This is a genomic window from Microbispora sp. NPDC046933, assembly GCF_040644635.1.
Classification (GTDB): domain Bacteria; phylum Actinomycetota; class Actinomycetes; order Streptosporangiales; family Streptosporangiaceae; genus Microbispora.
The window spans coordinates 237,358-262,551 of record NZ_JBEYWW010000004.1 but is presented as its reverse complement, the minus strand read 5'-3'; the positions used below and the strand labels follow the sequence as shown (position 1 = coordinate 262,551).

Here is a 25,194-nt window from a genome sequence, read left to right as displayed (position 1 = left end):
GAGACGTGGACAGTGGTCGGTGCGGACTCAGCTGATGTCGGTGGTGAGGCGGATCATCCTGATCGGGCGGCCCATGTCGAGGACGCGCTCGGCCTCGTCCTCGCCCCAGCCGGCCGACTCCAGGAAGCCGAGCATCGGGTGGTTGTCGGCGAAGACCCAGGTGACGACCGTGCTGTAGCCGTCCTCGCGCAGGTGGTCAACCGTGGCGTTGAGCAGCCTGCTGCCGTGTCCGCGCCTGATGTGGTTGGGATCGACGAGCAACGTCATCAACTCGGCCGTCGTGGCCGGGTGCAGGTCGGGGTCTTCGGCGGGTCCGTGCGACGCCAGGCCCACGACCCGGTCGGAGGCGCGCTGGGCCGCGGTCGCCAGGATGCCACCGGGGCCGAGCGCGGTGAACGCGTCGGTGTCGGGCACCACCCGCTCGACGGCGACGAGCAGGCGGTGACGCGGCGTGGGCGGCGAGAGGATCGCCTCCTCCCACTGGCGGCGCCACATCTTCTCCGCCGCCGGCCCCGTCATCTGCTCCAACGGGATCGGTGGCAGGAAGTCGCGATAAACCGCCTTCCACGCCCGGATCTGGGTGCTGGTCACCGCGTCGACGTCCTCGAGGCGGGCAGCTCTAACACCCATTCGGCGGGCTCCTTTCTTAGCCTGTAACACCGTACTGGTCAGGAGGGCCTCGGCGTACCTTCCGCCTGGCGTCGTGCCCGATATGCCCGGGTTTTTGTGCGGTTTCCGCAGACGCGCATGGAGCACCAGGAGCGAGACCGGTTTTTCGAGGAGTCGATGAACGCCCATTGACAGGTGCTCTCGGCGCAGACCTTCAACCGTGGCCAGCTGCCGTCGGCGTGGGCGGCCGGGATCAGCGCCGCGAGCCGCGCCAGCCCGCCCGCCACTCCGGACGCCACCGGCGCCAGCGCCGGAGTCCCCGCCGAGAGCGTCACGCGCACCGGCAGTCCCGCCAGCGCCGCGTCCAGTCCCTCCGGAACCTCGTACGGACCCCCGTCGTGGTTGCCGCGCAGTGCGGCCCGCAGTCCTTCGCGCAGCTGGGTCGCCACGACGAGGTCCTCGTCGGCGGCGCGGTCGTCGTCGCCGATCAGCCCCCGTTCGCGCAGCCAGACGGACAGCTCGGCCGGCGAGGCCAGCTCGTCGGCGTCTCCCTCGACGTCGTAGGTGTTCACGAAGTCGCGGAGCAGCTCCGCCGGGCCCGTCATGATCGATCACCCCTCGTGACCACTGTACGACAGTCGGAGGTCGTGAAATGCCAACACCACCGTAAGCCTGTCACCGGAGTCGGCTCGCCTGTCCGGCACACTGCACCACCGACCCAGGGGTCTGGAGCCGGAGGTTCACCGCTGGGGCCGACGTGGCCGGCCGGACAGGACCGGGGCGAGGCGGCGGATTCCCTCCTCCAGCTCGGCCAGGCCGCCCGCGGCCGTGTGGGTCAGCCGCAGCCGCGGCCCCGGAGGCTCGGACGGGTAGTAGATGCGGCCCGGGCTCACCAGGACGCCCTGGGCCTGCGCCGCCTCGACCACCTCCGCCTCGTCGGTGCCGGGCGGGAGCCGCACCCAGACGTGCAGGCCGCCGGGAGGCGCCAGGTGCACCTCGGCGGCGGGCGCGTGGCGGGCCAGCCCCGCCAGCAGTGTGGCCTGCCGTACGCCGATCTCCTGCCGGACGATGCCGAGGTGGCGCCGCCAGGCGGTGGAGCCGACGAACTCGAGGGCCGTCTCCTGAAGGGGCCGGGCGACGAAGAACGACTCCACCACCTGGCAGGCCCGCAGCCGATGCGCGGCCGGGCCCCGCGCGGTCAGCCCCGCCACCCGGAGGCTGGGTGAGGTGACCTTGCTCAGCGACAGGATGTGGACCACCGTGCCGTGGGCGTCCATGGTCACCAGGGGCGGCGGGACCGGGCCCGTGGTCAGGTATCGCGCGTAGTCGTCCTCGATCACGAACGCCCCCGCCGCCCGGGCCACGGCGAGCACCTGCTCCCTGCGCTCGCGGGTCAGCGTCGCCCCCGTGGGGTTGTGCAGCGCCGGCTGGCAGTAGAACACCCGTGCCCCCGTCATCGCGAACGCCTCCGCCAGCAGGTCGGGCCGTACGCCGTCCTGGTCGAGCGGCACCGCGCTCGCCCGCAGTCCCGCCGCCTTGGCCGCCGCGAGCGCTCCAGGGTAGGTGGGGGTCTCGACGAGGACCGGCGAGCCGGGGGCCGCCAGCGCGCGGAACGCGAGGGTGAGCGCCGACTGCCCGCCGCTCACCACGAGCACGTCGTTCTGCGTCACCGCGCCGCCGACCTCTGTGGCGAACCACCGGCGCAGCTCCGGCAGGCCGTTCAGCGGGGGCATGCTCCACGCCTCCGGCCGGCGTACGGCTCGCGCGGCCGCCGCGGCCAGCGCCTTCACCGGCCGCAGCTCCGGGTTGAGGTAGCCGCCGGTGAGCGGCACGACGCCGTCGGGGGGCTGGGCCAGCAGGCTCGCCATCGCCGAGTCGTCCACCACCCGGTCGCCCAGGGCCACGGTCTGCCACGACAGGTCGGGCGCCTCCGCGACCGGCCGCCGTGCCGGGGCCACGAACACGCCCGCGCCGGGCCGGGTGACGACCCGGCCCTCCGCCGCGAGCTGCGCGATGGCCCGCGAGACGGTCACCGGGCCCACGCCGTGGCGGCGCATGATCTCCCTGCTGGGCGGCAGCCGTTCGCCCGGCCGCGACCTTTCCGTCTCCTCCCGGAGTATCGCGGCGAGACGGACGATACTGCTATCGTCGTGCATGAAAGATGACAATAGCGCTATCGATGTCCTTCCGATAGCGGACGCCTCCGCCGCGGCCGCCCCTCGCCGCCGGGCATGGCGGGGCAGCCTCCTGGCGGGCGCGGGCGTGCTGTCGTTCTCGGGGTCGTTGCCCGGGACCGTGTCCGCGATGCGGGGATTCGATCCGTACCTCGTCGCGATCGGGCGGGCGGCCCTCGCGGCGCTCGCCGCGGTGATCTGCCTCAAGGCCGCCGGGGCGCCGCTCCTGCCGCCCCGCGCCCACCTGCGGTCGTACGCGATGATCGCGCTGGGCGTGGTTCTCGGGTTCCCGGTGTTCAGCGGCCTGGCCCTGGACGGCGGCGCGAGCACGGCCCACTCGGCCGTCGTCATCGGTCTGCTCCCGGCGGCCACGGCCGCGTTCGCGGTGCTGCGGGCGGGGGAGCGGCCGAAGCGCCTGTTCTGGGCGGCCTGCGCGGCGGGCGCGTTGTCGATCACCGTGTTCACGCTGACCCGGGGGACCGGCCGCTTCGCCGGGGCGGACGTGCTGCTCGTGCTCGCCCTGCTGTCGGCCGCCGTCGGCTACACCGAGGGCGGACGCCTCGCGCGGGAGACGCCCGGCTGGCGCGTCATCTCGTACGCCCTGGTGGTGGCGGCTCCGCTCACCGTGCCCGTGACGGCCGTGCTGACGGTCACCACGCCCATGAAGCCCTCGGCCGAGTCGCTGGCCGGGTTCGCGTACGTCGGGCTGGTGTCGATGTTCCTCGGGTTCATCCCGTGGTACGCCGGGCTCGCGATGGGCGGGATCGCCCGTGCCGGGCAGATCCAGCTCGTGCAGCCGCTGCTCACGCTGGTGTGGGCCTGGCTGCTGCTGGACGAGGAGATCGGCGCCGCGACGATCGCGGCGGCCCTGGCCGTGCTCGTGTGCGTGGCGGTCACGCAAGCCAGCCGCCGGCGGCGCGGTGTGGGCACTTGATTGGTGTAACGGCACGGCGCAGGATGAGGCTGAGGCTGTTACATGGTGAGGCGGGTCACAGACGCGGGGATGGTGAGCGATGTCGGACGTCGTGGTTCCTGAGGGTGGTTTCTGGCCGGCGCCCGAGATCCCGCAGCCCAACATCTACCCGATGGAGTGGCGGGTCGAGACCGAGAAGCTCGCGACGATCTACGAGAAGTCCAAGCGGATGGTCTGGAACCCGGCCGACCTGCCGTGGGACCTGCTCGATCCCGGGGAGTTCACGGCCGAGCAGCGGCTGGGGATCATGTACTGGTTCTCCGTGCTGGCCAACTTCGACGCATCCGGTCCGGCCGTCTTCGCCCGTGCGACCATCCAGGCGTTCGAGAAGCACGAGGAGGATCCCGTACGCAAGTGCTTCTTCTCGATCACCCGTGACGAGATGAACCACGAGGAGTGCTGCCAGCGCACGATCGCGCGGCTGTGGCCCGGCGGCCCGCTCGACTGGCAGCCCTCCACCGACCTGGAGCGGGCGGCGCACAACAACATCGGCTGGCTCTACCACAACGGCGGGCGCTACTGGAACGGCTACAACGCGGCCGTGGGGAAGTACTCGCTCGCCGTGCTGTTCACGAGCTTCATGATGGGCGAGATGGCGGCCTCGACGCTGTTTCGCGGGATGGCCTCCGGCACCGAGCACCCGCTGTTCTCGGACATGTTCCACAAGATCGGCCGGGACGAGTCGCGCCACCTCCAGATCTGCATGACGATCCTGGAGAACGAGTGGCCGGGGCTCACCGACGACGTACGCGGCCTGATCACCCGGCAGTTGCGCGCCGGGTTCGTGTTCCTGTCGATGATCCTCTGGGAGCCGCCCGAGGGCTTCTGGGAGCTCCCGCCGTACTTCCTACACAACCACCGGGTGCTCATGGACCACGCCCGCGAGGGCGGCCTCGGCGTGTTGTCGTACGAGGAGCAGGCCGACAACTGGCGGCTGGCGATGGCCCGCGTACGCGCGATCGTCGAGCGGTGGGGGATCGAGTTCCCCGCGATCCCCGAACTCGACATCGACGGCGTGAACGTCGACGTCATCGACCCGGAGGACATCATCCCCGTCTTCTGAGTCCTAGTCTTCTGAGTCCTATTCGACGGCGGAGCGCAGGGCCGCGATCAGGGCGACGACGGCGGGGTGACCTCCGGCGCCCCGGCGGAAGGCGACGCGGGTGCGGCGGCGCATGGACAGCGCGGTCAGCGTGACGCCTTGGGGCGGGTCGGCGGCTCCCAGCTCCGGCACGAGCGCCACGCCCTGCCCGACGGCGACCATCGCGAGGACCGTGGCGAAGTCGTCGATGTGGTGACGTACGCGAGGGGAGAAACCGGCCGCCTGGCAGGCGCGCACGGTCATCGCGTGGCAGAGCGTGCCGGGAGTGGAGACGATCCACGGCGCGTCGCGGCAGGTGAGGAGGGTGGCCGCGTCCCCCTCTCCGCTGACGGTGCGCATGGTGGCCAGGTACATGGGTTCGTCGAGGAGGGGGACGGCGTCCAGGGCGAGGTCGGGCTCGGCCGGGACGAAGTCGTACTCGTGGACCAGGGCGACGTCGAGCTCGCCGGCGCGCAGCCGAGGCGCGACCTCGGCCGGGTCGACCTCGTCCACCATCGGATCCAGGCCCGGGTGACTTCGGGCGAGTGCCGCCAGGGCCGAGGGCAGGATGGCGCGGGTCGCCGTGGGAAAGGCGCCGATCCGCACGGTCCCGGCCAGGTTCGTTCCGGACAGGTCGGTCCTGGCCGCGGCGAGTTCCGCCGCCGCCTGCTCCAGCCGTTCGAGCACGGCCTCCGCGTGCCGCACCAGCGCCACCCCCGCGGGGGTGAGCACGACCCGGCGTCCGGTGCGCTCCAGCAGGGCGACCCCCGCTTCGCGTTCCAGCGCGGCGAGCTGCTGGGAGACGGCCGAGGGGGTGAACGTCAGCGCCTCGGCCACCGCCGCGATCGTGCCCCGGTAGGCGAGCTCACGAAGCAGGCGAAGCCTGCGGACATCGAGCATCAGCGCGGGCGGAGTCTGGAGACATCGAGCATCAGTTCAGCTTAACGGTTTCGACAGAAAGGCGAACTGGACCTACATGGTTGGTCGCGGAAGGATCGCGGTATGACTCTTTCCGGCATCCATGTCCCGCTGATCACCCCGTTCGCCGAGGACGGCGAGATCGCGTTCGAGGCGCTCGAAGACCTGGCTCGCAGCGTGCTCGACGACGGCGCGTCCGGGCTCGTCGCGCTCGGCACCACCGCGGAGGTCGCCACGCTGGCCGAGGAGGAACGGCGCGCGGTGATCGAGATCTGTGGCCGGGTCTGCCGCGAGCGGGGCGCGACGCTCACCGTCGGCGCGGGGTCGGCCGACACGCGGAGCACAGCCGACGCGCTGCGCGCTCTCAAGGGGGAGGCGGACGCGGCGCTGGTGACGGTTCCGGCGTTCGTCCGCCCGTCCGAGGCCGGCGTGCTCGCCCACTTCACCGCGCTGGCCGAGCAGACCCCGGTGCCGCTGGTCGTCTACAACATTCCGTACCGGACCGGGCAGTCGGTGGGCGCGGCCACGCTGCGCCGGCTGGGCGAGCTGCCCATGGTGGCCGGGGTCAAGCACGCGGTCGGCGGCGTCGACCTCGACACGGTCGCCCTGCTCGCCGACCTGCCGGCGGACTTCGCGGTGCTCGCCGGGGACGACCCGTTCCTGTCCGCGCTGCTCGCCCTGGGCGCCTCCGGCGGCATCCTCGCCTCCGCCCACCTGCGCACCGGCGAATTCGCCGAACTCGTCCAGGCGTGGCGCGCCGGAGAGGTCGAGCACGCCCGCGCGCTCGGTCACCGGCTGTCGCTCATGTCGGCGGCCATGTTCGCCGAGCCCAACCCGACCGTGCTGAAGGGCGTCCTGCACGCGCGGGGCCGCATTCCCACCGCCGCCGTACGGCTCCCGCTCGTGCCGGCGAGTCAGGCGTCGATCGAGGCCGCCCTGCGGACACTGTGACCTTTGGAGATAATCCGCAAGCGGACGAATTGGTAGCCTGGGTGCATGACCGCCATGGCACCCTCGCGTAACGAGCCCGACCTGTCCTTCCTGCTCGACCACACCAGCCACGTGCTGCGAACGCGGATGGCGGCGGCGCTCGCCGAGATCGGCCTGACGGCCCGCATGCACTGCGTGCTCGTCCACGCACTGGAGGAGGAGCGTACGCAGATCCAGCTCGCCGAGCTCGGCGACATGGACAAGACCACGATGGTGGTCACGATCGACGCTTTGGAGAAGGCCGGCCTCGCCGAGCGCCGGCCGTCCAGCACCGACCGGCGCGCCCGGATCGTCGCGGTGACGGAAAAGGGTGCGGAGGTCGCGAAGCGGAGCCAGGAGATCGTCGACGGGGTCCACCGGGCCGCCCTCGGATCGCTGCCGGAGGAGGAGGCGGAGGTGCTCGTACGCGCCCTCAATCGGCTGGTGACGGGACATCTGGCCACGCCCGCGGAGGTGCCGCAGGCGGTGCGGAGGGCGCGCCAGCGAGGCTGATAGGTCCATAAGGGATCGTCTACAACGGAACTATCTGCTACGGTCGTTCCTGTTCCTCATGAACAGGAGGCGACCCATGTCGCGTATATCCCGATCTCGTTGGCTCGTGCTGGGCGTGCTGTCCGCCACGATGCTGATGACGGTGCTCGACGGCAGCATCGTGACCGTGGCCATGCCCGCCATCCAGCGGGATCTCGGCTTCGCGCCCGCCGAGCTGAGCTGGACCGTCAACGCCTACCTCATCGCGTACGGCGGCCTGCTCCTGCTGGCGGGCCGGCTGGGCGACCTGATCGGCCGCCGGGCCTTGTTCCTGGCGGGCAACGCCGTCTTCGCCGCCGCCTCCGTGCTGGCCGGAGCCGCCACCGGGCCGGGGATGCTGATCGGCGCCCGGTTCCTCCAGGGCGTCGGCAGCGCCATGGCGTCGGCGGTCGTGCTCGGCATCCTGGTGACGACCTTCACGGACGCGGGGGAGCGGGCGAAGGCGATCGGCGTCTTCAGCTTCACCGGCGCCGCAGGGGCGTCGCTGGGCCAGGTGCTCGGCGGGGTCCTCACCGACACGCTGGGCTGGAACTACATCTTCCTCATCAACGTGCCGATCGGCGTGGTCACGATCGCGCTGGCGATCCGGGCACTGCCCGCCGAGCGGGGGCTCGGGCTGTCGGCGGGCGCGGACGGCTTGGGCGCCCTGCTGGTCACGGCCGGTCTCATGCTGGGCATCTATGCGGTGGTCCAGATCGAGCGCTACGGCCTGCGCTCCCTGTGGGTCGGCGCGGTGTCGCTCGTGCTGCTGGCCGCGTTCCTCGTCCGCCAGGCGACCGCCCGCACCCCCCTCATGCCGCTGCGGATCCTCCGTTCGCGCGCCGTCGCCGGGGCCAACCTCGTGCAGGTCCTGACGCTGGGCGCCATGTTCGCCTTTCAGGTCGTCGTCGCGCTCTTCATGCAGCAGGTGCTCCGGTATGACGCGCTCGACACCGGCCTGGCCATGCTTCCCGCGGCGCTGGCCATCGCGGGGGTGTCGCTGTTCGTGTCCCCGCGGCTGAGCACCCGCTTCGGCGCGCGTGCCGTGCTGCTGGGCGGCCTGGTGCTCCTGATCGGCGCGATGGCCTGGCTCACCCGCGTCCCGGTCGACGCCCGCTACGTGACCGACCTGCTCCCCGTGATGGTGCTCGTCATGGGCGGCGGCCTGGTGCTCCCGGCGCTGACCACGCTCGGCATGTCCGACGCCCGCTCCGACGACGCGGGCCTGGTCTCGGGGTTCTTCAACACGACCCAGCAGGTCGGGATGGCCGCCGGCGTCGCGCTGCTGTCCACGCTGGCCGCCTCCCGTACGGAGGGGCTGCTGGCGGGCGGGGCGGGCGAGGCGGTCGCGCTGACCGGCGGCTACCGTCTGGCCTTCACGGTCTCCCTCGCCCTGCTGATCAGCGCCTTCGCGGCCACACTGGTAGTCCTTCGGCGGCCTCGGGCGGGCGTGGAGCAGGCGGCGGAGCTCCAGCCCGAGCGGCGTGCCCCCGCCCTGTGACGCCAGGACGGTGAGGGGCGCGGGAAACAACGCTTACCGGATGATCGGTTGTCAGGCAGCTCCTGACGGCCTAGCCTTGGGGCCAGGCGTCAGGAAGTGCCTGACAAATCATTCCCTTGGAGAGCGACATGCCGGCTCCTTCTCTGGCGGAACAGGACATCCGCTGCTCGTTCTGCGGCAAGCCCAAGAGCGCCGTGGGCAAGATGATCGCCGGTGCGGGCGTCCACATCTGCAACGAGTGCGTGGGCCTGTGCAGCGCCATCCTCGAGGCGGAGTCGCCCGCGGCGCCGGAGGTTCCCTGGCCGGACACCATGACCGACGAGCAGATCCTGGAGTTCCTCCCGCGCATCGCGGCCGTGGGCGCGCAGGTCGAGGACAACCTGCGGGTCTGGGTCCACCGGCTGCGTGACCGGAGCGTCACCTGGGCCAGGATCGGCGCCGCGCTCGGCATGACCCGCCAGTCCGCCTGGGAGAGGTTCTCCGGGGAGGAGTGACCGTACGGCAGGCGGCGGAGGCGGCGAGGGCCACGGTGGAAGGGCGCGCCGCCCTGGCCGCCGTGAATGACCCGACCGTGTCCGTCGGGAACCACATGAGTGCGGTTTGTGATACTGGACCCCTGTCTGGGTTGCACGTACCGTTTCAGTCGAGGGCTGACGAGTACATTTCGAAGGCGAGGCGGGAATGCGTCCCGTGCTGGTGTGTTTGACGCTGGCCGCTCTGTTATCGGCCTCCGCCTGCTCCGGTAGCGGATCTGAACGGAACGGCGCGTCGGACGAGTCGATGAAACGTGCGGTAGCCGGATGGCGGGAATTCCCGGCTGAACGTCACCCTCGTCCCATTGTTCTCCTGGGTGACCTTCCCGGGACGAGCGGAGCGGCCAAAGGTGCGAATCGCGCCGAGGCATCCATCCCGCTTCCGACGAAGAACCCCGGATCCACGGTCGTCGCGCTTTCCGACGGGGAGGCGCGGCTCGGTCAGGTCTCCGCGGCCGAGGCTTTCGGCGCATTGGCGGCACATGTCGCCAGAATTCCTGGTGAGCCGAGGGAGATTCGGATAGTCGGCAGCCAGTACGGTGTTCGGGAATGGGACACGGATCGCGGTCCGACGAAGCTTCCCACATGGACGTTCCTCACCGACTCGGGTGGAACGGCCGCGTGGCCGGCACTAGCCCCCGGCGCGTTCTGGCAGCTGGGCGAGCTGCGCCACTCGGTGTCCGTGGAGGTGACGTCCGCCGGCCCGGAACAGACGCGCCTGTCGACGGCCATGATGTGGCCCCCGTCCGACTGCGGCGATGACAAACCGGGAGACGACCTGCTGCGATACGAGTCCGAGTCGGCGGTGCTGATCGGTCTGCGGGAGGCCGGGTCCATCCGTACCGACTGCGATCAGAACGCCCTTGGCCGGATGAGCGAGCGCGTGATCCAGCTCAGCAAGCCACTCGGCGGGCGCGTCATCATCGATCCTCACGGCAACCCGGTCCCGGTACGGCACTGAACCTTCTCCCCGGTGTGCGGCAGGGAGAAGCAGGAGCGGCGGCGCCCGCCAGGACGGAAGGGCCGCCGCTCCCTCAGCCGATCATCCGGTGTGGATCGTCACCGAGAAGTCCTGGAAAGCCGTGACGACGTCCTGGAAGATGAGGCCGTCGGTGCCGCGGCGTCCCGAGATCACACCGTTCGCGATGACGGTGTTGCCGGACGGGGTGAAAACGGGACCCCCGCTGTCGCCCTTGATGGACCCCGGCAGACCGTTGTACTGAATGGCTACGAACAGGTCGTTGTAGCACTCGTAGGCGCCGAAGGCGTCGTAGCCGCAGTAGCTCTCCTGACCGTTCGTGGCGACCTGGTAGTTGCACACCGCGCCGCTGACCGCCCCCGACTGGCACAGCCACTGGCCGTAGTACACATGGCCGTATCCGACGATGCGCTTGCTGAACTCGGGAGTGGTGTTGGTGCCGTTCGGGACGCCGCCGTCGTAGATCTCGTAGCCGACATGGTCCGGGGCATCGATGAGCAGCAGGTCGTGGCCCATGTTCTCGCCGACCACCCGGCCGATCGAGCGTGACCTGTTGCCGTTGCGCCAGTTCTCGTACGGGCGGCCGCAGTGGCCCGCCGTGAGGATGTAGTGATGGTTGGGGTCACTCGTCGAGTGAACGGGCCAGCCGGCGGTGCATCCTGCCCCGGTGTCGTCGGACACTATCTTCGCGCCGCCCCACCACGGAGGGGTGTCTTCCGCGCGGCTGGTCAACTCTCCACGGGGCGCCTGCTTCACCACCGTCGGTACCTGCGCGTCGAGTTCCGGGTAGCTGGAGGCGAGGCTCGCCTTGCTCTCCCCCGAATCGGTCAGCGCATACAATCCGCTGCCGTCCGGCTGGATGCCCAGCGCGTGGATCGGGCCCCCCGGATTCTTGGAGAGCTTCTTCCGCAGGGGCGCCGCGGCGGCCTGGAGTTCGGCCAGGGAGTGCTTCGCGGGCGACACGCGTACCGGGGAAAAGGCGTTCGCACCGGCCAGCGCCTCACGGACCGGCGCGGGCGGCTCGCCTTTCCACCAGACCTGCACGAAGCCGTCGTCGAGTTTCAGGCCCGCGAACCCGCGATCCTTCTTGTCGCTTCTGACCGCGTCCATTATGCGGTCGGCGGCCTTTATGAGCGGCTCCTGAGCCGCCATACGCTGTTTGGTCTCGGGTGTCAGGTAGCCGAACGGCTCCTTCTCCACCTGGGTTCCCGGTTTCGTGCCGGGGGAAGGTTCACCGGAATCAGCCCGGACGGACGGAGTGAGCGCCGAAGCGGTCAGGACGATCGTCAGCGCGGAAATCGATATCGAGCGTAAGCGCAAGTCGCACCCCCGTTTTAGCCGATATGCCGAAATGAGTAGATCATGGATCATTTGCATGGTCAATGAACGCTTTGACAACATCAGGTAATCGGCGCTGCTTGACTCGATCCGGTGACTGACGATTACCGCGACCGGGAATTACACGTACAGCTCGCCGTGGCCGCACGGCCGGTCACCGGCGATGAGCGTGCATCTCTCGTGCCGCCGTCCCCGCTCGGTGACGGCTCCGCTGGTATCGGTGAGAGGGGCGATGGAACCGGCGGGAATTGTCAGCGGCGCAGACTAGGGTCCGGGTCATGACTACGGACGGAATTTTCTCGGGGCTCGGCCGCGTCGTGGTGCTCGTCGACGATCCCGACGAGGCGCTGGCCTTCTACCGCGATGTCCTCGGCTTCGTCGTCCTGCATGACCGGACGGCGGACGGCTATCGCTACCTGCACATGGGCGTGCCAGGGCAGGAGGGGGTCGGCGTCTGGTTGATGCCGGTCACCTCGGACCGCGAGCGCGAACTGATCGGCGGGCAGGCGGGTGGACAGCCGCTGCTCGTCCTCTACACCGCCGATCTCGACGTGGTCGCCAAGAGACTGCGCGAGCACGGCGTACGGGTCTGGGACGAGCGTGAGGATCCCGACAGCCGCTCCCTGCACTTCGCCGACCTGTACGGCAACGTCATCGTCGTAGCCCAGCTGCTCACGGCCTGAGGCGGACGCCAGGTACGGGTGCCACCAGCGCGTCGGTGAGCGGGTCCAGAGGAGCGGACAGGGGCGCGGGGCGCGCCGAGTCCGCGGTCTCGCGGATGCGCGATGAGTTTCGTCCGGCGTGAACCGGGCCACCCGCGCGCGAGCCAGATCGGCGGTCATCCGGTTCCCGTCGCCGCGTGCCCGGACCAGGCCCCTTCACCCCCAGCAGGACCTGGTAGCGGCCTCCTTGGTCAGTGTTCATGTCGATGGAGACGGGCAGAGGTTCGGCCGTCAGGTGTCCATCGCGCCGTTCGGGGTGGGTGACTCGGCTGTGCCGAGCCTGCGTCGCAGGTGGGCCCGTTCAGGCTCGGTGCCGGCCAGCGCAAGTGCCCGGCGGTAGGCCGCCGCGGCCTCGGCGAGTCGCCCGAGTCGCTGCAGCAGGTCTGCCCGGGCGGCATGGTAGGGGTGGTAGCCGCGCAGCCGCTCCTCGTCGGCCAGCTCGTCGAGCAATGCCAGGCCCGCTTCCGGGCCGTCGCGCATCGCCACGGCCGCCGCCCGGTTCAGCGCGATGACGGGGGACGGGTCCAGCGCGAGCAATACTTCGTAAAGGGCCACGATCTGGGGCCAATCGGTGGTCGCCAGATCAGCTGCCTCGTCGTGCAGGGCGGCGATCGCGGCCTGCACCCCGTACGGCCCGGCCGGACCGCCGGTCAGTGCGACGGGCACCAGTGCGAGGCCCTCCTCGATCATGGTGCGGTCCCAGCGGCCGCGGTCCTGGTCTTCGAGCAGGACGAGCTCCCCGTCCGGCCCGCTGCGGGCCTCGCGCCGCGCGTGGACCAGCAGCATCAGCGCCAGCAGCCCTGTGACCTCTCGCTCGGCGGGCAACAGCCGCCGCAGGATCCGCGCCAGCCGGATGGCCTCCTCGGCGAGATCCGGCCGCTGCAGGTGAGGGCCCGCACTGGCCGCGTACCCCTCCGTGAAGACCGAGTACAGGACCTGGAGCACGCCCGGCAGGCGCCCGGGCAGCTCGTCCGCCCCGGGCACCCTGAACGGGATCCGGGCCTCACGGATCTTCTTCTTCGCCCGTACGATCCGCTGGGCCATCGTGGCCGGCGGGACGAGATAAGCCCGCGCGACCTCCGGTGTGGTCAACCCGGCCAGGCAGCGCAGCATCAGAGCCTCGCGCGCCTCATCCGGCAGAGCCGGGTGGGCGCAGGTGAAGAACAGCTGCAGCCGTTCGTCGGGAAGATCGGCGTCGGCGTCCGCAGGCGGGGCGGGATCGGCCCGGTCCGCCTCGACCTGTAGCACGGCGAGCCGGGCGGCATAGGTCTGGTCCCGGCGCAACCGGTCGACAGCCTTGCGCCGGGCCGTCGTCAGCAGCCAGGCGCCCGGCCTGGCGGGGACGCCCTGCACCGGCCAGTGCACCAGCGCCGCCTCGATCGCCTCGGAGGCGACCTCCTCGGCCAGGTCCAGGTCGCCGAACCTCTGCACGAGAGAGGCCAGCAGCCTGCCGTGTTCCTCCCGGAACACCGACTCCACTGCCCTGCCGGCGCGGGACGCCCGCCCTTGCATCGTGCTCAGGCGCCGAAGTCGGCGACCGGGCGGACCACGACCGAACCGCTGCCGCGTGCCCCCGGGCAGCGGGCGGCCCAGTCCAGCGCGACATCCAGGTTCGGGACGTCGATGACGTAAAAACCGCCGAGGACCTCGTGGGTCTCCGCGAACGGCCCGTCGACGACGGACCGCTGCCCGTCCGGGCCGACCCGGACCGTTGTGGCGGTGACCAGGTCCGCCAGCGACTCACCCGAGACCAGGATTCCCGCGTCCCGTACCGCCTTGTCGTAGTCCGTCCATTCCTGGACGTCGCACTCGGCGGACGCACCGCTCGCGTCGATCGCACCGGCGTTGATCAGCAACATGTACTTCACGGGCCCGAACTCCTGTCACGTCCTGTCGTTTCCTCGCGCGGCGAGGCGCCGCACATGATGACGACGAACGAGATGCGGCCTTATCGACAGCATCCCCGGGATTTTCTCAGGCCGGCCTGCGGTCATGGCGTGATGTGCAATATCTGTGTCGTTGACGCCATCAAGCCCGGCCCGGGAGCATCGAGGGCATGCAGCGACGAGTGGTCATCGTGATCTTCGATGGCTTCCAGATGTTCGATCTCGCCGGACCGGCCGACGTCTTCACCACGGCGAACCTGCTCGTGCCCGAGCCCGGCTACCGGGTCGAGGTGACGGCGGTACGCGCCGGGGCCGTACCGGCCCAGAACGGGATCGCGACGCTCGCGCAGACGCCGCTCGGCGAGGTCGCGGGGCCGATCGACACGCTGCTGGTCGTGGGCGGGCTGTCCGTGCCCGAGCATCTGCCCGATCAGGAACTGGTCGGGGGCGTCGCCCGGCTGGCGGCCGGGGCCCGGCGGGTCGCCTCCGTCTGCAACGGGAGTTTCCTCCTCGCGGAGGCCGGGCTGCTGGGCGGCAGACGCGCGACCACCCACTGGCTGGTGGCGCGCGAGATGGCCGACCGCTACCCGGACGTCGAGGTGGACGCCGATCCCATCTACATCCGGGACGGGAACGTCTGGACCTCGGCCGGGGTCAGCTCCGGCGTGGATCTCGCTCTGGCGCTCGTGGCCGACGACCACGGTCACAAGGTCGCCCGGAACGTCGCCCGCGGACTCGTGGTGTACCTGCACCGTCCGGGAGGGCAGAGCCAGTTCAGCGCCCCCGTGCGGGCCGCCGTCCCGCGCGCCGAGCCGCTGCGCGAGATCCAGGCGTTCATCGACGCCAACCCGGCCGAGGACCTGAGCGTGCCCGCGCTCGCCCGGCGGGCGGGGATGAGCGAGCGGCACTTCTCCCGTGTCTTCACCGAGCAGACCGGGGTCTCACCCGGCAGGTACGTCGAACGCAGCAGGGCCGACGCCGCCCGGCGGCTGCTGGAGACCACCGGCCACCCCCTGGACAGGGTGGCCAGGGAGTCGGGACTCGGCGTTCCCGAGACCCTCTACCGGGTCTTCCGCCGCCACTGGCGCATCTCACCCGGCGACTACCGCCGCCGGTTCCGATCGAAGGAAGGCAGCAGATCATGAACATCGCCATTCCCCTCTATCCCCGGTTCACCGCGCTCGACGCCGTCGGGCCGTACACGGTGCTGGCCTTCGCGCCGGGCTGCACGGTCACGTTCGTCGCGGCCGAGCCCGGGCCGGTGCTCGACGACCGGGGGAGCCTCAGCCTCGCGGCCACCGCGTCGTACGGCGACCTGCCCGCGCCGGACGTGGTCGTCGTGCCCGGAGGACCCGGGACGATCGAGGCGCTGTCCGACGCGGAGCTGCTGGGCTGGCTCGCACGGGCCCACGAGCGGACGCGGTGGACCACCTCGGTGTGCAGCGGCTCGTTCCTGCTGGGCGCGGCGGGGCTGCTGAAGGGACGCAGGGCCACCACCCACTGGGGATGGCTCGACCAGCTCGCCGGATTCGGCGCCGAGCCGGTCAGCGAGCGCGTCGTGATCGACGGGAGGATCGTGACGGCGGCGGGTGTGTCCGCCGGCGTCGACATGGCCCTGACCCTGCTGGCCGAGATGCGTGACGAGGAGACGGCGCAGGCCGTGCAGCTCGCGATCGAGTACGACCCTCGGCCCCCCTTCGACGCCGGCAACCCGAAGACCGCCCCGGCGGGCCTGAGCGACAAGGCGATGGCTCTTATCTGATCGGAGACCGGAGGCACCCGGAGATCGTGGCGGGCGCCTGGGAGCCGTGTGCGCGACGATCTTTTGGGTGGCGTCGACGCGGCCAGCCATGAGGTCGGGTCAGGGGCAGCTCGGGGCTGGGTCCGGGATGATCCCTGAGGGCGGGCAAGCCGGGGAGCTGCGATCTTGTTCCGCATGACATTTGAGCCTTCTTCCACCTATCGTCCGATTGCCCTGGGGTCGCGGCGACGCAGAAGAACGTGGGCGGTGCTGTCGTGCGCGGCCGCTGCCGCCGTGGTCATCGGTGTGGCCGCGCCCGCGTCGGCCACGCCTGCCACGCACCCGGTTGCCACAATCGGGCGTGCCGACTCCCCATTGCCGAAGCTGAACCCCCAGGCGCTTCAGCAGGCGATCTCCAGCGCACCCGACCGAGTGACGGGCGTACTCGCACGGGTCAGCGGACCCGCCGGGAAGTGGACGGGGACCTACGGAGTCGCCGACATCACCACGCAGCAGCCGGTTCCGCTCGACGGCCGCTTCCGTCTCGGCAGCGTCACCAAGATCTTCATCGCCACCGTGGTGCTGCAACTGGCCGCCGAACACCGCGTCGACCTCGGCAAGCCCGTGCAGCACTACCTTCCGGGCGTAATGCCCGCCGACTACCCGCCGATCCCCGTTCGCACCTTGCTGAACTTCACCAGCAGCCTGCCCGAGCTGACAGCCGACGACATGCCGTCCACGCCCGACGCCATCGTCCAGCACCGCTTCGATGACCACCCGCTGTCCGAGCTGGTCGCCAAGGCCGTCCGTCATGACCGGCCCTTCACTGAGCCGGGCAGCATGCAGGTCTACGGAGCCACCGGCTACTACGTCGCAGGAATGCTCGTCGAGAAGCTCACCGGACACAGCTACCAGCAGGAGATCACCCGGCGCATCCTGCGCCCGCTGCACCTGCGGCACACCACCGCTCCCGAGACCGACCCCACCATCCCCGGCCCCCACGCTCATGGCTACCTCGCCGTCCCCCAAGACGGAGAGAGCAAGCTGGTCGACGTGACCGAGCAGAACCCCGGCGCGGGCGGCATGATCTCGACCACCGCCGACCTCGACGGCTTCCTGACCGCCTTGTTCCGGGGGCGGCTCCTGGCGCCGGCCCAGATGAAGGAACTGCTCGCCGTGCCCGGTGTGCCCTACCTGGGCGGATCCGACAAGGACCCGGGTCATGGCAAGGCTTACTACAGTGCGGGCTTGATGCGCGTCACGATTCCCGGCAGCGACGGCCGCCCGGGCGTGACCGTATGGGGCAAGACCGGCAGCACCTACGGCTACACCGACGGCATGTTCACCACCTCCGACCTTCGCCGCCGCCTGGTGTACTGCTTCAACCCCGTCACAGGCGGAGGCAACGACATGGCCCTGGTCAACCAGATCATCACCGCCGCCTTCGCACCATGAGCGGCTGAGATTCCCCTCGTACTGCGGATTCCGAACCCGATGTGCTGACCGGACCCGACGTCACTGTCCGGCGGCCAGGCGGGCTTCGGGCAGGCGACGGCGCCGCCTGATGGTGGTCTCGACCACGACCAGGTTGACGACCCAGCCCAGCGTCTGGCCGATCGGGATCACCGAGGTCGCGAGTTCTCCCATCGATCCCGGATCGGCCCCCCGAAGCGGGAGCTGGACCAGCAGGAGCAGGGGAACGAGGATGCGCGCGGTGACCGCGAGGAACGTCAAGGCGTAGTTGCGCATCATCCAGTACCGATATGACCGACCAGAACGTAGTAGTGGAGGCCGTCGCGGACATCGAGGCGGCTGTCGTCGGCATCGAGACCCAGGTACGGATAGACCAGCACCGAAGTGGTGACAACCGCGACGATGAAGGCCACCCATGCCGTTCGCCTGCGCATGGCCGCAGCCTGGCAGCCGCGGCCAGCCCCGGCATCCACCCCCGGAGGGCTGTGCGCGTACGTAAAACGGCGTATGAACTGGTCGTCTCACGTCAGACAACTCGATGTGCGCTCCGCGATGCCGCCGTACTCTCGTCACCCGCAGGACGGTGTCGCTCGGCACGTCGCCAGTTGTCCAGCCTTCACCAATCGGACTCGTCCGCTCGTACGGTGTAGGAGTTGTGTGTGGAGTCCAGCCATTCCTTGTCGATCTCGCGACCGACCATCCTGCCGATTGCGGTCAGCGCGGAGGTGAAACTCTCGCGCGGATCGACCGCAGGCTCCCCAGGCTTCTGCTCGTCTGTGTTGAAGCGCAGGTTGTGCAGGTAAGGATCAAGCGCGTCCGGGTCGCGGCCGGATCGGTAGCCCGTGTCGAGGATGTCGAGGACGGTGATCAGTTCGCCGTTCCTGGCGTATTTCAACGTGTTATCGCCATGTAGGTCCCAGCTGATTCCCAGCGTGCGTCTGTTGTTCCCCGATAAAGCCGTCAGAGTGTCGTCTTCGCTGCAGCGGTAGTCGCCGATCAGCACGACCCAGGCATCCATCGTCCCCGCAAGCAAGCCGCCGACCTCGTCTCCACTCCCGTCGGATCCGGGCCCCCACCCACCGAAACGGTCCGGCATGGCGGTATTCGGGTCGGCGTTCAGGAGGAGAACGGCATCTTCGACGGAAATGCCTTCGCACCATACGGCGTGGAACTGCTGCATCGAAACATCGCTGTCGTCGTACAACCGGAGCAGGTGGTACAGCCTCTCGGTTGGCTTCAAGCCGATCCGCCCTCCTGGTTGAATGATGTGCAGGCCGCCGCCCGGCCAGTGAGCCGGGCGGCGGTCCCTCGAGGATTCGTGGAATCAGGGTGTCGGCGTGCCCTTGACGCTCACCCAGAACCGGTCGCCGTTAGGCCGCGCTGCGCCTTCCGGTAGAAGCAGGCGGTAGCGAGCGTAAAACACCGAGAGGTACCAGCCGTCACTCTTGTTGTTTTTCGCCGGTACGCCGCGGACGGAGAAGTTACCGTCTCCCTATCCGGGGCCCTCCTTCACCGAGTTGAAGGGGAACTCGTCGCAGTCCCCGACCACCTTTGCCGCCCGGCATGCCTTGCGTCTCTCCGGGAGCTGGACTGCTCCCCAGGTCCGCCCCTTCGGGTCGCCGGGACGAAGTTCATTCTCATTAATCCGGTTCAGCGCAGCCCGGGCGCGAGAGCGCCCAATTGCGGTAGGCGCCCGATCCGGCTGGCGTGGGGTACGGCGGCATGCTGTCGGTGGCAACTCAGCCCTCCGGCCAGTTCTCCTGCGGAGAGACGTAGGAACCTCGATGGGGGACGGTGAAGACGTAGCCCTGATCTCGAAGGAGCCCGACGGCCTGTCGGACGGTCATCTTCGCCACGCCGTACTGCTGCATGAGCGACTTCTCGCTTGGGATCGGCCGATTCGGTTTCAGTTCCCGGCGGTGGATCCGCTCCGCGATCTCCTGGGCGATCAGCTCGCGTAGGAGCGGTTTACGCCGAGGGCGGTATGTGGTGCCGTCTCCTACGAAGGTTCCTTCGCCCTGGACGGTGTGTACGAGGCCGAGCTCCCTAAGTTCCCGGGCGGCTCGCCGTGCCGTCAGACGGGCCACTCCGTACTCGGCCTCCATTTCGGCCTCACTTGGGATGGCATCACCTTCGACCAGCTCGCCTCGGCGGATCTGTTCGTGGATCAGTCCGGCGATCTGCTTGTAGACGGGTACCGGCCCATCGCGGTCGAGCATAAGTCGACGGTAGACGGATCCAGACGACTAGACGACGGAAACCGCTAATCCGCCGGCCACTTGTCCTCCTGTGAGACGAAAGTCCCTCGTTGCGGGACGGTGTAGACCCAGCCCTGCTCGCGGAGACGACCGATCGCCCTGCGTACCGTCTCGCGTGCCACCTCGTACTTCTGGACCAGCGCCGTCTCGCTTGGTATGGGACGACGCGGCCGCAGGTCGCCGTTGCGAATTCCCTGGACGATGTCGTCTGCGATCTTCCGGTACATCGGAACCTTCCGCGGCTCTCGCGGCGCGGTGTCCGGTGAGGTCACGAACGTGCCCTCGCCCTGCACCGTGTAGATCAGGCCTTCTTCCCGCAGCATGTGGAAGGCGCGCCGTGCCGTGGTCCGGGCCACGCCGAACTCACTCTGGATGGCGGCCTCGCTCGGAATGGGGTGTCCAGGCGGGAGGTCGCCTCGCTGGATCTGTTGCCGGATGATCTCGGCGATCTGCACGTACAGATGCGTGTCACCGTCGTGGTCGAGCACGCCCGAAGCCTAGACGACCCATTACGACGGTATCTGTATGGCTATGTCTGATTAGGCGTTGTGTTTTGTCCTGGGCAACGCAATACAACTAGACGTACTATGCAACTATGCATGTTCCGCAGGAGGCCAAGGGACACGGCGCCAGGCGGTGTCGGTGACGATCACGTGGTCGAGGAAGCGGAGGCCGACGGTGTCGGCGGCCTCGTGGAGGCGGGCCGTGACCTCGACGTCGGCGGGGCTGGGGTCGAGCGATCCGCTCGGGTGGTTGTGGGCGAGGCCGAAGGCGGCCCCGCCGGAGAGGAGGACGGTCGTGACGATGTCGCGGACGGGTGCTGGGGTGTGGTCGCTGCCGCCCTCGGTGACCACTGTCCGGCGCAGCACCGCGCCGCGGCCGTCGCACACGACCACGACCAGCCGCTCGCGCGGCTGCCCGTGCAACAGGGGAGCGGCAGCCGAAGCGATGTCGGCCGAGCAGGTGATCCGGCTTCGCTCCGGCTCCGCCTGGGCCCGCCGTACGAGATGGAACGCGGCCGCCACGCGGGCGGCCTTGGCTGGGCCCACACCAGGGACGGCGAGCAGCCGATGGGCCTCGGAGCGGGCCAGCTCGCCGAGGTCGCCGCAGTGGGCGATGAGCTGGGAGGCCAGTTCGACGGCGCTCACGCCCCTGCTGCCCGAGCCGAGCAGCAGGGCGAGCAGCTCTCTGTCGGCGAGCGCCGCGGCTCCCGACGCCAGCAGCCGCTCACGCGGCTGGTCGGCCAGGGGCATGTCCTTGACGCGCATCGGCACCTCCGGATGGGGGATCCGGATCGGTTGTACCAGCGGGCACCGACAGTCAGAGGGGGCTGGGAATGCCGTAGACCAGGCGGAACCGGTCGCCGGGCACCACGGCGTCGCTGGTCTCGACCGGGCGATCCCCGGCCCAGTACGTGCGCTCGATCTGGAGCACCTGGACGCCGGCGGGCAACTCCAGCAGATCGCTCTCGGTCGGCTGGGGGACGCGGATGAGCACGGTCTCGCTGATCTCGGTGAGCGGCAGGCCGCTCGCCGCGAGCCGGAAGGCCGCGCTCCGGCGTTCGTACGTGCCCTCCTCGGGCGCCTGGCTCTGCCCGGGCTCGACCGGTTCGTACGAGGTGAGCAACTGCACCGGGCGGCCGTCCCCACGGAAGACGTAGCGGGTTCTGATCACCGGGCTGCATTCCCCGACGCGCAGCCGATGGGCGATGTCGGGAGGGGCGTCGGCGAGCTCGCTGCGCCAGCTCCAGCTGGGTTGTCGCCCGCCCGCCTGCATGTCGCTGGCGAAGGCGGCGTGCGGTTCGGGGAGGCGGCTGCGGTGGAGCGGGAGCAGGATCGGTTTCTCCCGCACCCGGTGGCCGGAGCCCACCCGGCCGATGATGAGGCCCTCCTGGGCGAGCACGCGCAGCGCGTGACGGGCGGCCGTCTCTCCGACGCTGTACTTCCGGGTGATCTGGTGCCGCGAGGGGATCGGTGCGCCCGGGGGGAGCGTGCCGTCGACGATCTGGCGGCGAATGTCCTCGACTACGCGCAGGTAGACCGGATCAGAGTTTGCCATCAATCCATCCCTGAGGGGGTGACGGGTCCTCCAAATCTTGGCGTATTCGCTGGGCCACCGAGAGTGACGGCGTTGGTCTGTGACTCCAACTTTGCCTGCTGAAAGGGCTGCTAATGGGTGATTGTGCCGCTAAGCGGCCAGGTGCCGATATTCCCCTCCCGCCGCCCTATCACGGCATCCATGCCGGCCCTCCCTGGGACGGGCACAAGCCGATCGCGTGGATGAAGCCCACCAACCGCAGCGACCGCGTGCGGGTGCACCGCCACACGTGTGAGTGCAAGGCGACGATCTACGAGCTGTGCTCGGCGGGCGGGCTGTGGTTCATCCGGCGGACGAAAAGGGGCAAGAAGATGGAGATCCGTGAGACCGAGCGGCTCGTCGCCGCGCGGATGAAGGGGCTGTGGGTGAGGCTCCTCTCCGGGGAGGTCCGCTGATCCGCCACGGTGTTTTCCGCCGAGGCCCTGCCATCGGCCCCTGAAGTCACCCCAGGGGTGCAGAAGCCGCAGTTCGCGGCCTTCCGGAAAAATTTCGCCACCGGCGTGTAACGTCCGCGTAAGGCGCGGCGATTCCCGGTTAGAGGTCGCTGATGTGTGTACCCCCGAGCACATATCGGCGGCCTCTTCCGCTGTCCGCGGCGGTGCCGCAGGCCGTACTGGACATAACGGGGTGGCGAGGTCCATCACTCCTGCGGATCCGGGTACCGTTCGGTCTATGGCATCGCCTACTGGAACCTCCGACGCCCCCTTCGGCCGCACGCTGACCGCGATGGTCACGCCGTTCACCTCTGACGGCGCCGTCGACTACGAGGGCGTCCAGCGGCTCGCCGCCTATCTCGTGGACGAGCAGCGCAACGACGGCCTGGTCGTCAGCGGCACCACGGGGGAGTCCCCCACCACCTCCGACGAGGAGAAGGACCGCATCCTCCGCGCGGTCGTCGAGGCCGTGGGCGACCGGGCCACCGTCGTGGCCGGCGCCGGCACCAACGACACGCGGCACAGCGTCGAGCTGGCCAAGGCCGCCGAGCGCGCGGGTGCGCACGGTCTCCTGGTGGTGACCCCCTACTACAACAAACCGCCGCAGGAGGGTCTGCTCCGGCACTTCACGGCCGTCGCGGACGCGACCGGCCTTCCGGTGATGCTGTACGACATCCCGGGCCGCGCCGGGGTGCCCATCACGATCGAGACCCTGTTCCGGCTGGCCGAGCATCCGCGCATCGCCGCGGTCAAGGACGCCAAGGGCGACCTGTTCGCGGGCTCGCAGGTGATGGCCTCCACCGACCTCGTCTTCTACTCCGGCGACGACCTGCTGAACCTTCCGTGGCTCTCGGTCGGCGCGGCGGGATACGTCAGCGTGGTGGGCCACGTGGTGGGCGCCGAGCTGGCCTCGATGGTCGACTCCTACCGGTCCGGTGATGTCGAGAACGCACTGGCCGTCCACCGTCAGCTCCTTCCGGTGGTCTCGGCGATCATGACGCGCACCCAGGGCGCGATCATGGTCAAGGCGGCGTTGAAGCTGGTGGGCCAGGACGCGGGCTACGTCCGGCCGCCGCTCGTGGACGCCACGGAGGAGCAGGTCACGGCGCTTCGGGAGGACCTCATCACGGGGGGCCTCAAGCTTGTGGATTAGATCAGCAGATGGAGCCGAATGAGCGAGTTGAACAGAAGAAACGAAGATAGGGAACCGCGCGTGAGCGCGCACTGCGAGCGCGGGGCGGAGGGCGCGGAATGAGTCATCCGCATCCCGAACTAGGGCCGCCTCCGCCGCTGCCGGAGAACGGCCTGCGCATCGTCGCGCTGGGCGGTCTCGGCGAGATCGGCCGCAACATGGCGGTGTTCGAGTACGACGGCCGCCTGCTCGTGGTGGACTGCGGCGTGCTGTTCCCCGAGCCTGACCAGCCGGGCGTCGATCTCATCCTGCCCGACTTCGACTACATACGGGGGCGGCTCGACGACATCGAGGCGCTCGTGCTCACGCACGCCCACGAGGACCACATCGGCGCGGTGCCGTACCTGCTGCGGGAGCGGCGCGACATCCCGATCGTGGGCTCGCGGCTGACGCTCGGGCTCATCGAGAGCAAGCTGACCGAGCACCGGATGCAGCCGGTCAAGGTCGAGGTGATCGAGGGCGAGCGGCGCTCGTTCGGGCCGTTCGAGTGCGAGTTCGTCTCGGTCAACCACTCGATCCCCGACGCGCTGGCCGTGGCGGTCCGCACCCCGGCGGGCCTCGTCCTGCACACCGGCGACTTCAAGATGGACCAGCTTCCGCTGGACGGGCGGCTGACCGACCTCGGGGCGTTCGCCCGGCTCGGGGCCGAGGGCGTCGACCTGCTGATGTCCGACTCCACCAACTCGGAGGTGCCGGGCTTCGTCACCAGCGAGCGGGAGATCGCGCCGGTCATCGACGACGTCTTCCGCAGCGCGTCCAAGCGGATCATCGTGGCGAGCTTCGCCTCGCACATCCACCGCGTGCAGCAGATCATGGACGCCGCCGAGAAGCACGGCCGCAAGGTCGCGCTCATCGGCAGGTCGATGGTCCGCAACATGGGCGTCGCGCGGGAGCTCGGCTACCTGAAGGTGCCCGGGGGCCTGCTCGTGGACTCCCGGGAGATCGAGGAGTGGCCGCCGGAGGACGTGGTGCTGATCTGCACCGGTTCCCAGGGCGAGCCCATGGCGGCGCTGTCGCGCATGGCCAACCGCGACCACCCGATCAGGATCGCCGAGGGCGACACCGTCCTGCTCGCCTCGTCGCTCGTGCCGGGCAACGAGACGGCCGTCAGCAAGGTCATCAACGGCCTCAACCGCTGGGGCGCGCGGGTGGTCCACAAGGGCAACGCGCGGGTGCACGTCTCCGGCCACGCCGCCGCGGGCGAGCTGCTGTACGTGCTCAACCTCACCAAGCCGTCCAACTTCATGCCGGTGCACGGGGAGTGGCGGCACCTGCGGGCGCACGCCCGGCTGGCCGAGCTGACCGGCGTGCCCACGGAGAACATCGTGATCGCCGAGGACGGTGTGGTCGTGGACCTCGTCGACGGCCAGGCGAGGATCACCGGCGCGGTCCCGTGCGGGTACGTCTTCGTGGACGGCACCTCGGTGGGCGACATCACCGACGTGGCGCTCAAGGACCGGCGCATCCTGGGCGACGAGGGGTTCATCTCCATCGTCGTGGTGGTGGACTCCACCACCGGGAAGCTCACCGGGGGACCGGAGATCACCGCGCGCGGCTCGGGCATCGACCCCGACGCGTTCGACGCGGTCATCCCGCAGATCGAGGCCGCGCTGCAGGAGGTCGCCGCGTCGGGGGTGGCCGACGAGATGCAGATCCGCCGGACCATCCGGCGTACGGTGGGGCGCTGGGTGAGCGACACCTACCGCCGACGCCCGATGATCATTCCGGTGGTCGTCGAGGTCTAGGGAACAAATCCCGTTGTACTCGGAGACGGGCGTGGCGTAG

28 protein-coding genes are annotated in these 25,194 nt (G+C 69.8%); 14 read left to right on the top strand and 14 right to left on the bottom strand.

Translation table 11 applies throughout. From position 1 onward, the window contains the following. Positions 1 to 27: 27 nt before the first annotated feature. The 3 genes from ABZ857_RS07545 to ABZ857_RS07535 all read right to left on the bottom strand — a co-directional run bounded on the left by ABZ857_RS07545 (position 28) and on the right by ABZ857_RS07535 (position 2,765). Positions 28 to 630, bottom strand: a complete 603-nt coding sequence (locus ABZ857_RS07545; protein WP_357039064.1) for a GNAT family N-acetyltransferase — start codon at positions 628 to 630, stop codon at positions 28 to 30. 38 nt (positions 631 to 668) lie between these two features. After that, positions 669 to 1,214, bottom strand: coding sequence for a CGNR zinc finger domain-containing protein (locus ABZ857_RS07540; RefSeq protein ID WP_357039061.1), 546 nt, complete (start codon positions 1,212 to 1,214; stop codon positions 669 to 671). 135 nt (positions 1,215 to 1,349) lie between these two features. Continuing rightward, positions 1,350 to 2,765: a PLP-dependent aminotransferase family protein gene (locus tag ABZ857_RS07535; protein ID WP_357039058.1), complete on the bottom strand. Its 1,416-nt coding sequence runs from the start codon at positions 2,763 to 2,765 to the stop codon at positions 1,350 to 1,352. Here ABZ857_RS07535 and ABZ857_RS07530 point away from each other — a divergent pair. After that, positions 2,764 to 3,717 carry a DMT family transporter gene (locus ABZ857_RS07530; protein WP_357039055.1) on the top strand — a complete coding sequence of 318 codons (954 nt, stop codon included), beginning with the start codon at positions 2,764 to 2,766 and terminating at the stop codon, positions 3,715 to 3,717. The two genes, ABZ857_RS07535 and ABZ857_RS07530, sit on opposite strands and share 2 nt — an antisense overlap. Before the next feature lie 79 nt (positions 3,718 to 3,796). After that, entirely contained in the window at positions 3,797 to 4,819 is a 1,023-nt protein-coding gene (locus tag ABZ857_RS07525; RefSeq protein ID WP_357039052.1) for a hypothetical protein, read from the top strand. A gap of 18 nt (positions 4,820 to 4,837) precedes the next feature. Here the strand turns inward: ABZ857_RS07525 and ABZ857_RS07520 are convergent, their stop codons facing one another. Next, a complete protein-coding gene (locus ABZ857_RS07520) occupies positions 4,838 to 5,737 on the bottom strand; it encodes a LysR family transcriptional regulator (protein ID WP_357039049.1) in 900 nt (299 codons plus the stop codon). Between the two features lie 102 nt (positions 5,738 to 5,839). Between ABZ857_RS07520 and ABZ857_RS07515 the strand changes: the two genes are divergently transcribed. From ABZ857_RS07515 to ABZ857_RS07495, 5 genes are all read left to right on the top strand, one after another. Next, on the top strand, positions 5,840 to 6,706 hold the full coding sequence (locus ABZ857_RS07515; protein ID WP_357039046.1) for a 4-hydroxy-tetrahydrodipicolinate synthase: 867 nt from the start codon (positions 5,840 to 5,842) through the stop codon (positions 6,704 to 6,706). Positions 6,707 to 6,751: 45 nt separating this feature from the next. Next, positions 6,752 to 7,237 (top strand): MarR family winged helix-turn-helix transcriptional regulator, encoded by a 486-nt coding sequence (locus ABZ857_RS07510; protein WP_357039043.1) that lies wholly within the window; start codon positions 6,752 to 6,754, stop codon positions 7,235 to 7,237. A 76-nt stretch (positions 7,238 to 7,313) separates the two neighbouring features. Continuing rightward, positions 7,314 to 8,756: an MFS transporter gene (locus ABZ857_RS07505; protein ID WP_357039040.1), complete on the top strand. Its 1,443-nt coding sequence runs from the start codon at positions 7,314 to 7,316 to the stop codon at positions 8,754 to 8,756. A 128-nt stretch (positions 8,757 to 8,884) separates the two neighbouring features. Next, positions 8,885 to 9,250 (top strand): ClpX C4-type zinc finger protein, encoded by a 366-nt coding sequence (locus tag ABZ857_RS07500; protein WP_357039037.1) that lies wholly within the window; start codon positions 8,885 to 8,887, stop codon positions 9,248 to 9,250. Between the two features lie 187 nt (positions 9,251 to 9,437). Continuing rightward, positions 9,438 to 10,250 (top strand): hypothetical protein, encoded by an 813-nt coding sequence (locus ABZ857_RS07495; RefSeq protein WP_357039034.1) that lies wholly within the window; start codon positions 9,438 to 9,440, stop codon positions 10,248 to 10,250. Positions 10,251 to 10,331: 81 nt separating this feature from the next. Here the strand turns inward: ABZ857_RS07495 and ABZ857_RS07490 are convergent, their stop codons facing one another. Further along, entirely contained in the window at positions 10,332 to 11,639 is a 1,308-nt protein-coding gene (locus ABZ857_RS07490) for a trypsin-like serine protease (protein ID WP_357039031.1), read from the bottom strand. Between the two features lie 245 nt (positions 11,640 to 11,884). Here ABZ857_RS07490 and ABZ857_RS07485 point away from each other — a divergent pair, with 245 nt between their 5' ends. Beyond that, entirely contained in the window at positions 11,885 to 12,289 is a 405-nt protein-coding gene (locus ABZ857_RS07485; protein WP_357039028.1) for a VOC family protein, read from the top strand. Positions 12,290 to 12,559: 270 nt separating this feature from the next. On the opposite strand, the gene ABZ857_RS07480 is transcribed toward ABZ857_RS07485, so the two are convergent. Both ABZ857_RS07480 and ABZ857_RS07475 read right to left on the bottom strand, forming a co-directional pair. Next, positions 12,560 to 13,840, bottom strand: coding sequence for a sigma-70 family RNA polymerase sigma factor (locus ABZ857_RS07480; RefSeq protein ID WP_357039025.1), 1,281 nt, complete (start codon positions 13,838 to 13,840; stop codon positions 12,560 to 12,562). 5 nt (positions 13,841 to 13,845) lie between these two features. After that, complete coding sequence (locus ABZ857_RS07475) at positions 13,846 to 14,187, bottom strand: YciI family protein (protein WP_357039380.1); 342 nt, start codon at positions 14,185 to 14,187, stop codon at positions 13,846 to 13,848. A gap of 197 nt (positions 14,188 to 14,384) precedes the next feature. Here ABZ857_RS07475 and ABZ857_RS07470 point away from each other — a divergent pair, with 197 nt between their 5' ends. From ABZ857_RS07470 to ABZ857_RS07460, 3 genes are all read left to right on the top strand, one after another. Beyond that, positions 14,385 to 15,359 carry a GlxA family transcriptional regulator gene (locus tag ABZ857_RS07470; RefSeq protein ID WP_357039022.1) on the top strand — a complete coding sequence of 325 codons (975 nt, stop codon included), beginning with the start codon at positions 14,385 to 14,387 and terminating at the stop codon, positions 15,357 to 15,359. Next, positions 15,356 to 15,976: a DJ-1/PfpI family protein gene (locus tag ABZ857_RS07465; protein WP_357039019.1), complete on the top strand. Its 621-nt coding sequence runs from the start codon at positions 15,356 to 15,358 to the stop codon at positions 15,974 to 15,976. Before ABZ857_RS07470 ends, ABZ857_RS07465 begins: the two co-directional genes overlap by 4 nt. Before the next feature lie 174 nt (positions 15,977 to 16,150). Continuing rightward, complete coding sequence (locus ABZ857_RS07460) at positions 16,151 to 17,410, top strand: serine hydrolase domain-containing protein (RefSeq protein ID WP_357039377.1); 1,260 nt, start codon at positions 16,151 to 16,153, stop codon at positions 17,408 to 17,410. Between the two features lie 60 nt (positions 17,411 to 17,470). Here ABZ857_RS07460 and ABZ857_RS07455 read toward each other — a convergent pair whose 3' ends face one another. The 7 genes from ABZ857_RS07455 to ABZ857_RS07425 all read right to left on the bottom strand — a co-directional run bounded on the left by ABZ857_RS07455 (position 17,471) and on the right by ABZ857_RS07425 (position 21,744). Further along, entirely contained in the window at positions 17,471 to 17,707 is a 237-nt protein-coding gene (locus ABZ857_RS07455) for a hypothetical protein (protein WP_357039016.1), read from the bottom strand. Next, entirely contained in the window at positions 17,704 to 17,862 is a 159-nt protein-coding gene (locus tag ABZ857_RS07450) for a hypothetical protein (protein ID WP_357039013.1), read from the bottom strand. The genes ABZ857_RS07455 and ABZ857_RS07450 overlap by 4 nt, the downstream gene beginning before the upstream one ends. Before the next feature lie 182 nt (positions 17,863 to 18,044). Continuing rightward, complete coding sequence (locus ABZ857_RS07445; protein ID WP_357039010.1) at positions 18,045 to 18,668, bottom strand: DUF6461 domain-containing protein; 624 nt, start codon at positions 18,666 to 18,668, stop codon at positions 18,045 to 18,047. Positions 18,669 to 19,167: 499 nt separating this feature from the next. Further along, positions 19,168 to 19,647, bottom strand: a complete 480-nt coding sequence (locus ABZ857_RS07440; protein ID WP_357039008.1) for a GntR family transcriptional regulator — start codon at positions 19,645 to 19,647, stop codon at positions 19,168 to 19,170. A gap of 44 nt (positions 19,648 to 19,691) precedes the next feature. After that, positions 19,692 to 20,174, bottom strand: a complete 483-nt coding sequence (locus ABZ857_RS07435; RefSeq protein ID WP_357039006.1) for a GntR family transcriptional regulator — start codon at positions 20,172 to 20,174, stop codon at positions 19,692 to 19,694. A 105-nt stretch (positions 20,175 to 20,279) separates the two neighbouring features. Continuing rightward, the gene (radC, locus tag ABZ857_RS07430; RefSeq protein WP_357039003.1) at positions 20,280 to 20,954 is read right to left on the bottom strand and encodes a DNA repair protein RadC; all 675 of its coding nucleotides are present in this window, start codon (positions 20,952 to 20,954) and stop codon (positions 20,280 to 20,282) included. Between the two features lie 52 nt (positions 20,955 to 21,006). Further along, a complete protein-coding gene (locus ABZ857_RS07425; RefSeq protein ID WP_357039000.1) occupies positions 21,007 to 21,744 on the bottom strand; it encodes a GntR family transcriptional regulator in 738 nt (245 codons plus the stop codon). A gap of 221 nt (positions 21,745 to 21,965) precedes the next feature. Between ABZ857_RS07425 and ABZ857_RS07420 the strand changes: the two genes are divergently transcribed. The 3 genes from ABZ857_RS07420 to ABZ857_RS07410 all read left to right on the top strand — a co-directional run bounded on the left by ABZ857_RS07420 (position 21,966) and on the right by ABZ857_RS07410 (position 25,154). Then, entirely contained in the window at positions 21,966 to 22,178 is a 213-nt protein-coding gene (locus tag ABZ857_RS07420; protein WP_357038997.1) for a hypothetical protein, read from the top strand. A 277-nt stretch (positions 22,179 to 22,455) separates the two neighbouring features. Continuing rightward, entirely contained in the window at positions 22,456 to 23,370 is a 915-nt protein-coding gene (dapA, locus tag ABZ857_RS07415; RefSeq protein WP_357038994.1) for a 4-hydroxy-tetrahydrodipicolinate synthase, read from the top strand. A gap of 98 nt (positions 23,371 to 23,468) precedes the next feature. Continuing rightward, the gene (locus ABZ857_RS07410) at positions 23,469 to 25,154 is read left to right on the top strand and encodes a ribonuclease J (RefSeq protein WP_357038991.1); all 1,686 of its coding nucleotides are present in this window, start codon (positions 23,469 to 23,471) and stop codon (positions 25,152 to 25,154) included. Positions 25,155 to 25,194 lie beyond the last annotated feature (40 nt).

What these genes read in the sequence shown, in the direction of transcription:
- ABZ857_RS07545 (WP_357039064.1), bottom strand. Translation starts at nt 630, where the DNA reads ATGGGTGTTAGAGCTGCCCGCCTCGAGGACGTCGACGCGGTGACCAGC.
- ABZ857_RS07540 (WP_357039061.1), bottom strand. Translation starts at nt 1,214, where the DNA reads ATGACGGGCCCGGCGGAGCTGCTCCGCGACTTCGTGAACACCTACGAC.
- ABZ857_RS07530 (WP_357039055.1), top strand. Translation starts at nt 2,764, where the DNA reads ATGAAAGATGACAATAGCGCTATCGATGTCCTTCCGATAGCGGACGCC.
- ABZ857_RS07535 (WP_357039058.1), bottom strand. Translation starts at nt 2,765, where the DNA reads ATGCACGACGATAGCAGTATCGTCCGTCTCGCCGCGATACTCCGGGAG.
- ABZ857_RS07525 (WP_357039052.1), top strand. Translation starts at nt 3,797, where the DNA reads ATGTCGGACGTCGTGGTTCCTGAGGGTGGTTTCTGGCCGGCGCCCGAG.
- ABZ857_RS07520 (WP_357039049.1), bottom strand. Translation starts at nt 5,737, where the DNA reads ATGCTCGATGTCCGCAGGCTTCGCCTGCTTCGTGAGCTCGCCTACCGG.
- ABZ857_RS07515 (WP_357039046.1), top strand. Translation starts at nt 5,840, where the DNA reads ATGACTCTTTCCGGCATCCATGTCCCGCTGATCACCCCGTTCGCCGAG.
- ABZ857_RS07510 (WP_357039043.1), top strand. Translation starts at nt 6,752, where the DNA reads ATGACCGCCATGGCACCCTCGCGTAACGAGCCCGACCTGTCCTTCCTG.
- ABZ857_RS07505 (WP_357039040.1), top strand. Translation starts at nt 7,314, where the DNA reads ATGTCGCGTATATCCCGATCTCGTTGGCTCGTGCTGGGCGTGCTGTCC.
- ABZ857_RS07500 (WP_357039037.1), top strand. Translation starts at nt 8,885, where the DNA reads ATGCCGGCTCCTTCTCTGGCGGAACAGGACATCCGCTGCTCGTTCTGC.
- ABZ857_RS07495 (WP_357039034.1), top strand. Translation starts at nt 9,438, where the DNA reads ATGCGTCCCGTGCTGGTGTGTTTGACGCTGGCCGCTCTGTTATCGGCC.
- ABZ857_RS07490 (WP_357039031.1), bottom strand. Translation starts at nt 11,639, where the DNA reads ATGATCCATGATCTACTCATTTCGGCATATCGGCTAAAACGGGGGTGC.
- ABZ857_RS07485 (WP_357039028.1), top strand. Translation starts at nt 11,885, where the DNA reads ATGACTACGGACGGAATTTTCTCGGGGCTCGGCCGCGTCGTGGTGCTC.
- ABZ857_RS07480 (WP_357039025.1), bottom strand. Translation starts at nt 13,840, where the DNA reads ATGCAAGGGCGGGCGTCCCGCGCCGGCAGGGCAGTGGAGTCGGTGTTC.
- ABZ857_RS07475 (WP_357039380.1), bottom strand. Translation starts at nt 14,187, where the DNA reads ATGTTGCTGATCAACGCCGGTGCGATCGACGCGAGCGGTGCGTCCGCC.
- ABZ857_RS07470 (WP_357039022.1), top strand. Translation starts at nt 14,385, where the DNA reads ATGCAGCGACGAGTGGTCATCGTGATCTTCGATGGCTTCCAGATGTTC.
- ABZ857_RS07465 (WP_357039019.1), top strand. Translation starts at nt 15,356, where the DNA reads ATGAACATCGCCATTCCCCTCTATCCCCGGTTCACCGCGCTCGACGCC.
- ABZ857_RS07460 (WP_357039377.1), top strand. Translation starts at nt 16,151, where the DNA reads ATGACATTTGAGCCTTCTTCCACCTATCGTCCGATTGCCCTGGGGTCG.
- ABZ857_RS07455 (WP_357039016.1), bottom strand. Translation starts at nt 17,707, where the DNA reads ATGATGCGCAACTACGCCTTGACGTTCCTCGCGGTCACCGCGCGCATC.
- ABZ857_RS07450 (WP_357039013.1), bottom strand. Translation starts at nt 17,862, where the DNA reads ATGCGCAGGCGAACGGCATGGGTGGCCTTCATCGTCGCGGTTGTCACC.
- ABZ857_RS07440 (WP_357039008.1), bottom strand. Translation starts at nt 19,647, where the DNA reads ATGCTCGACCGCGATGGGCCGGTACCCGTCTACAAGCAGATCGCCGGA.
- radC (WP_357039003.1), bottom strand. Translation starts at nt 20,954, where the DNA reads ATGCGCGTCAAGGACATGCCCCTGGCCGACCAGCCGCGTGAGCGGCTG.
- ABZ857_RS07425 (WP_357039000.1), bottom strand. Translation starts at nt 21,744, where the DNA reads ATGGCAAACTCTGATCCGGTCTACCTGCGCGTAGTCGAGGACATTCGC.
- ABZ857_RS07420 (WP_357038997.1), top strand. Translation starts at nt 21,966, where the DNA reads ATGAAGCCCACCAACCGCAGCGACCGCGTGCGGGTGCACCGCCACACG.
- dapA (WP_357038994.1), top strand. Translation starts at nt 22,456, where the DNA reads ATGGCATCGCCTACTGGAACCTCCGACGCCCCCTTCGGCCGCACGCTG.
- ABZ857_RS07410 (WP_357038991.1), top strand. Translation starts at nt 23,469, where the DNA reads ATGAGTCATCCGCATCCCGAACTAGGGCCGCCTCCGCCGCTGCCGGAG.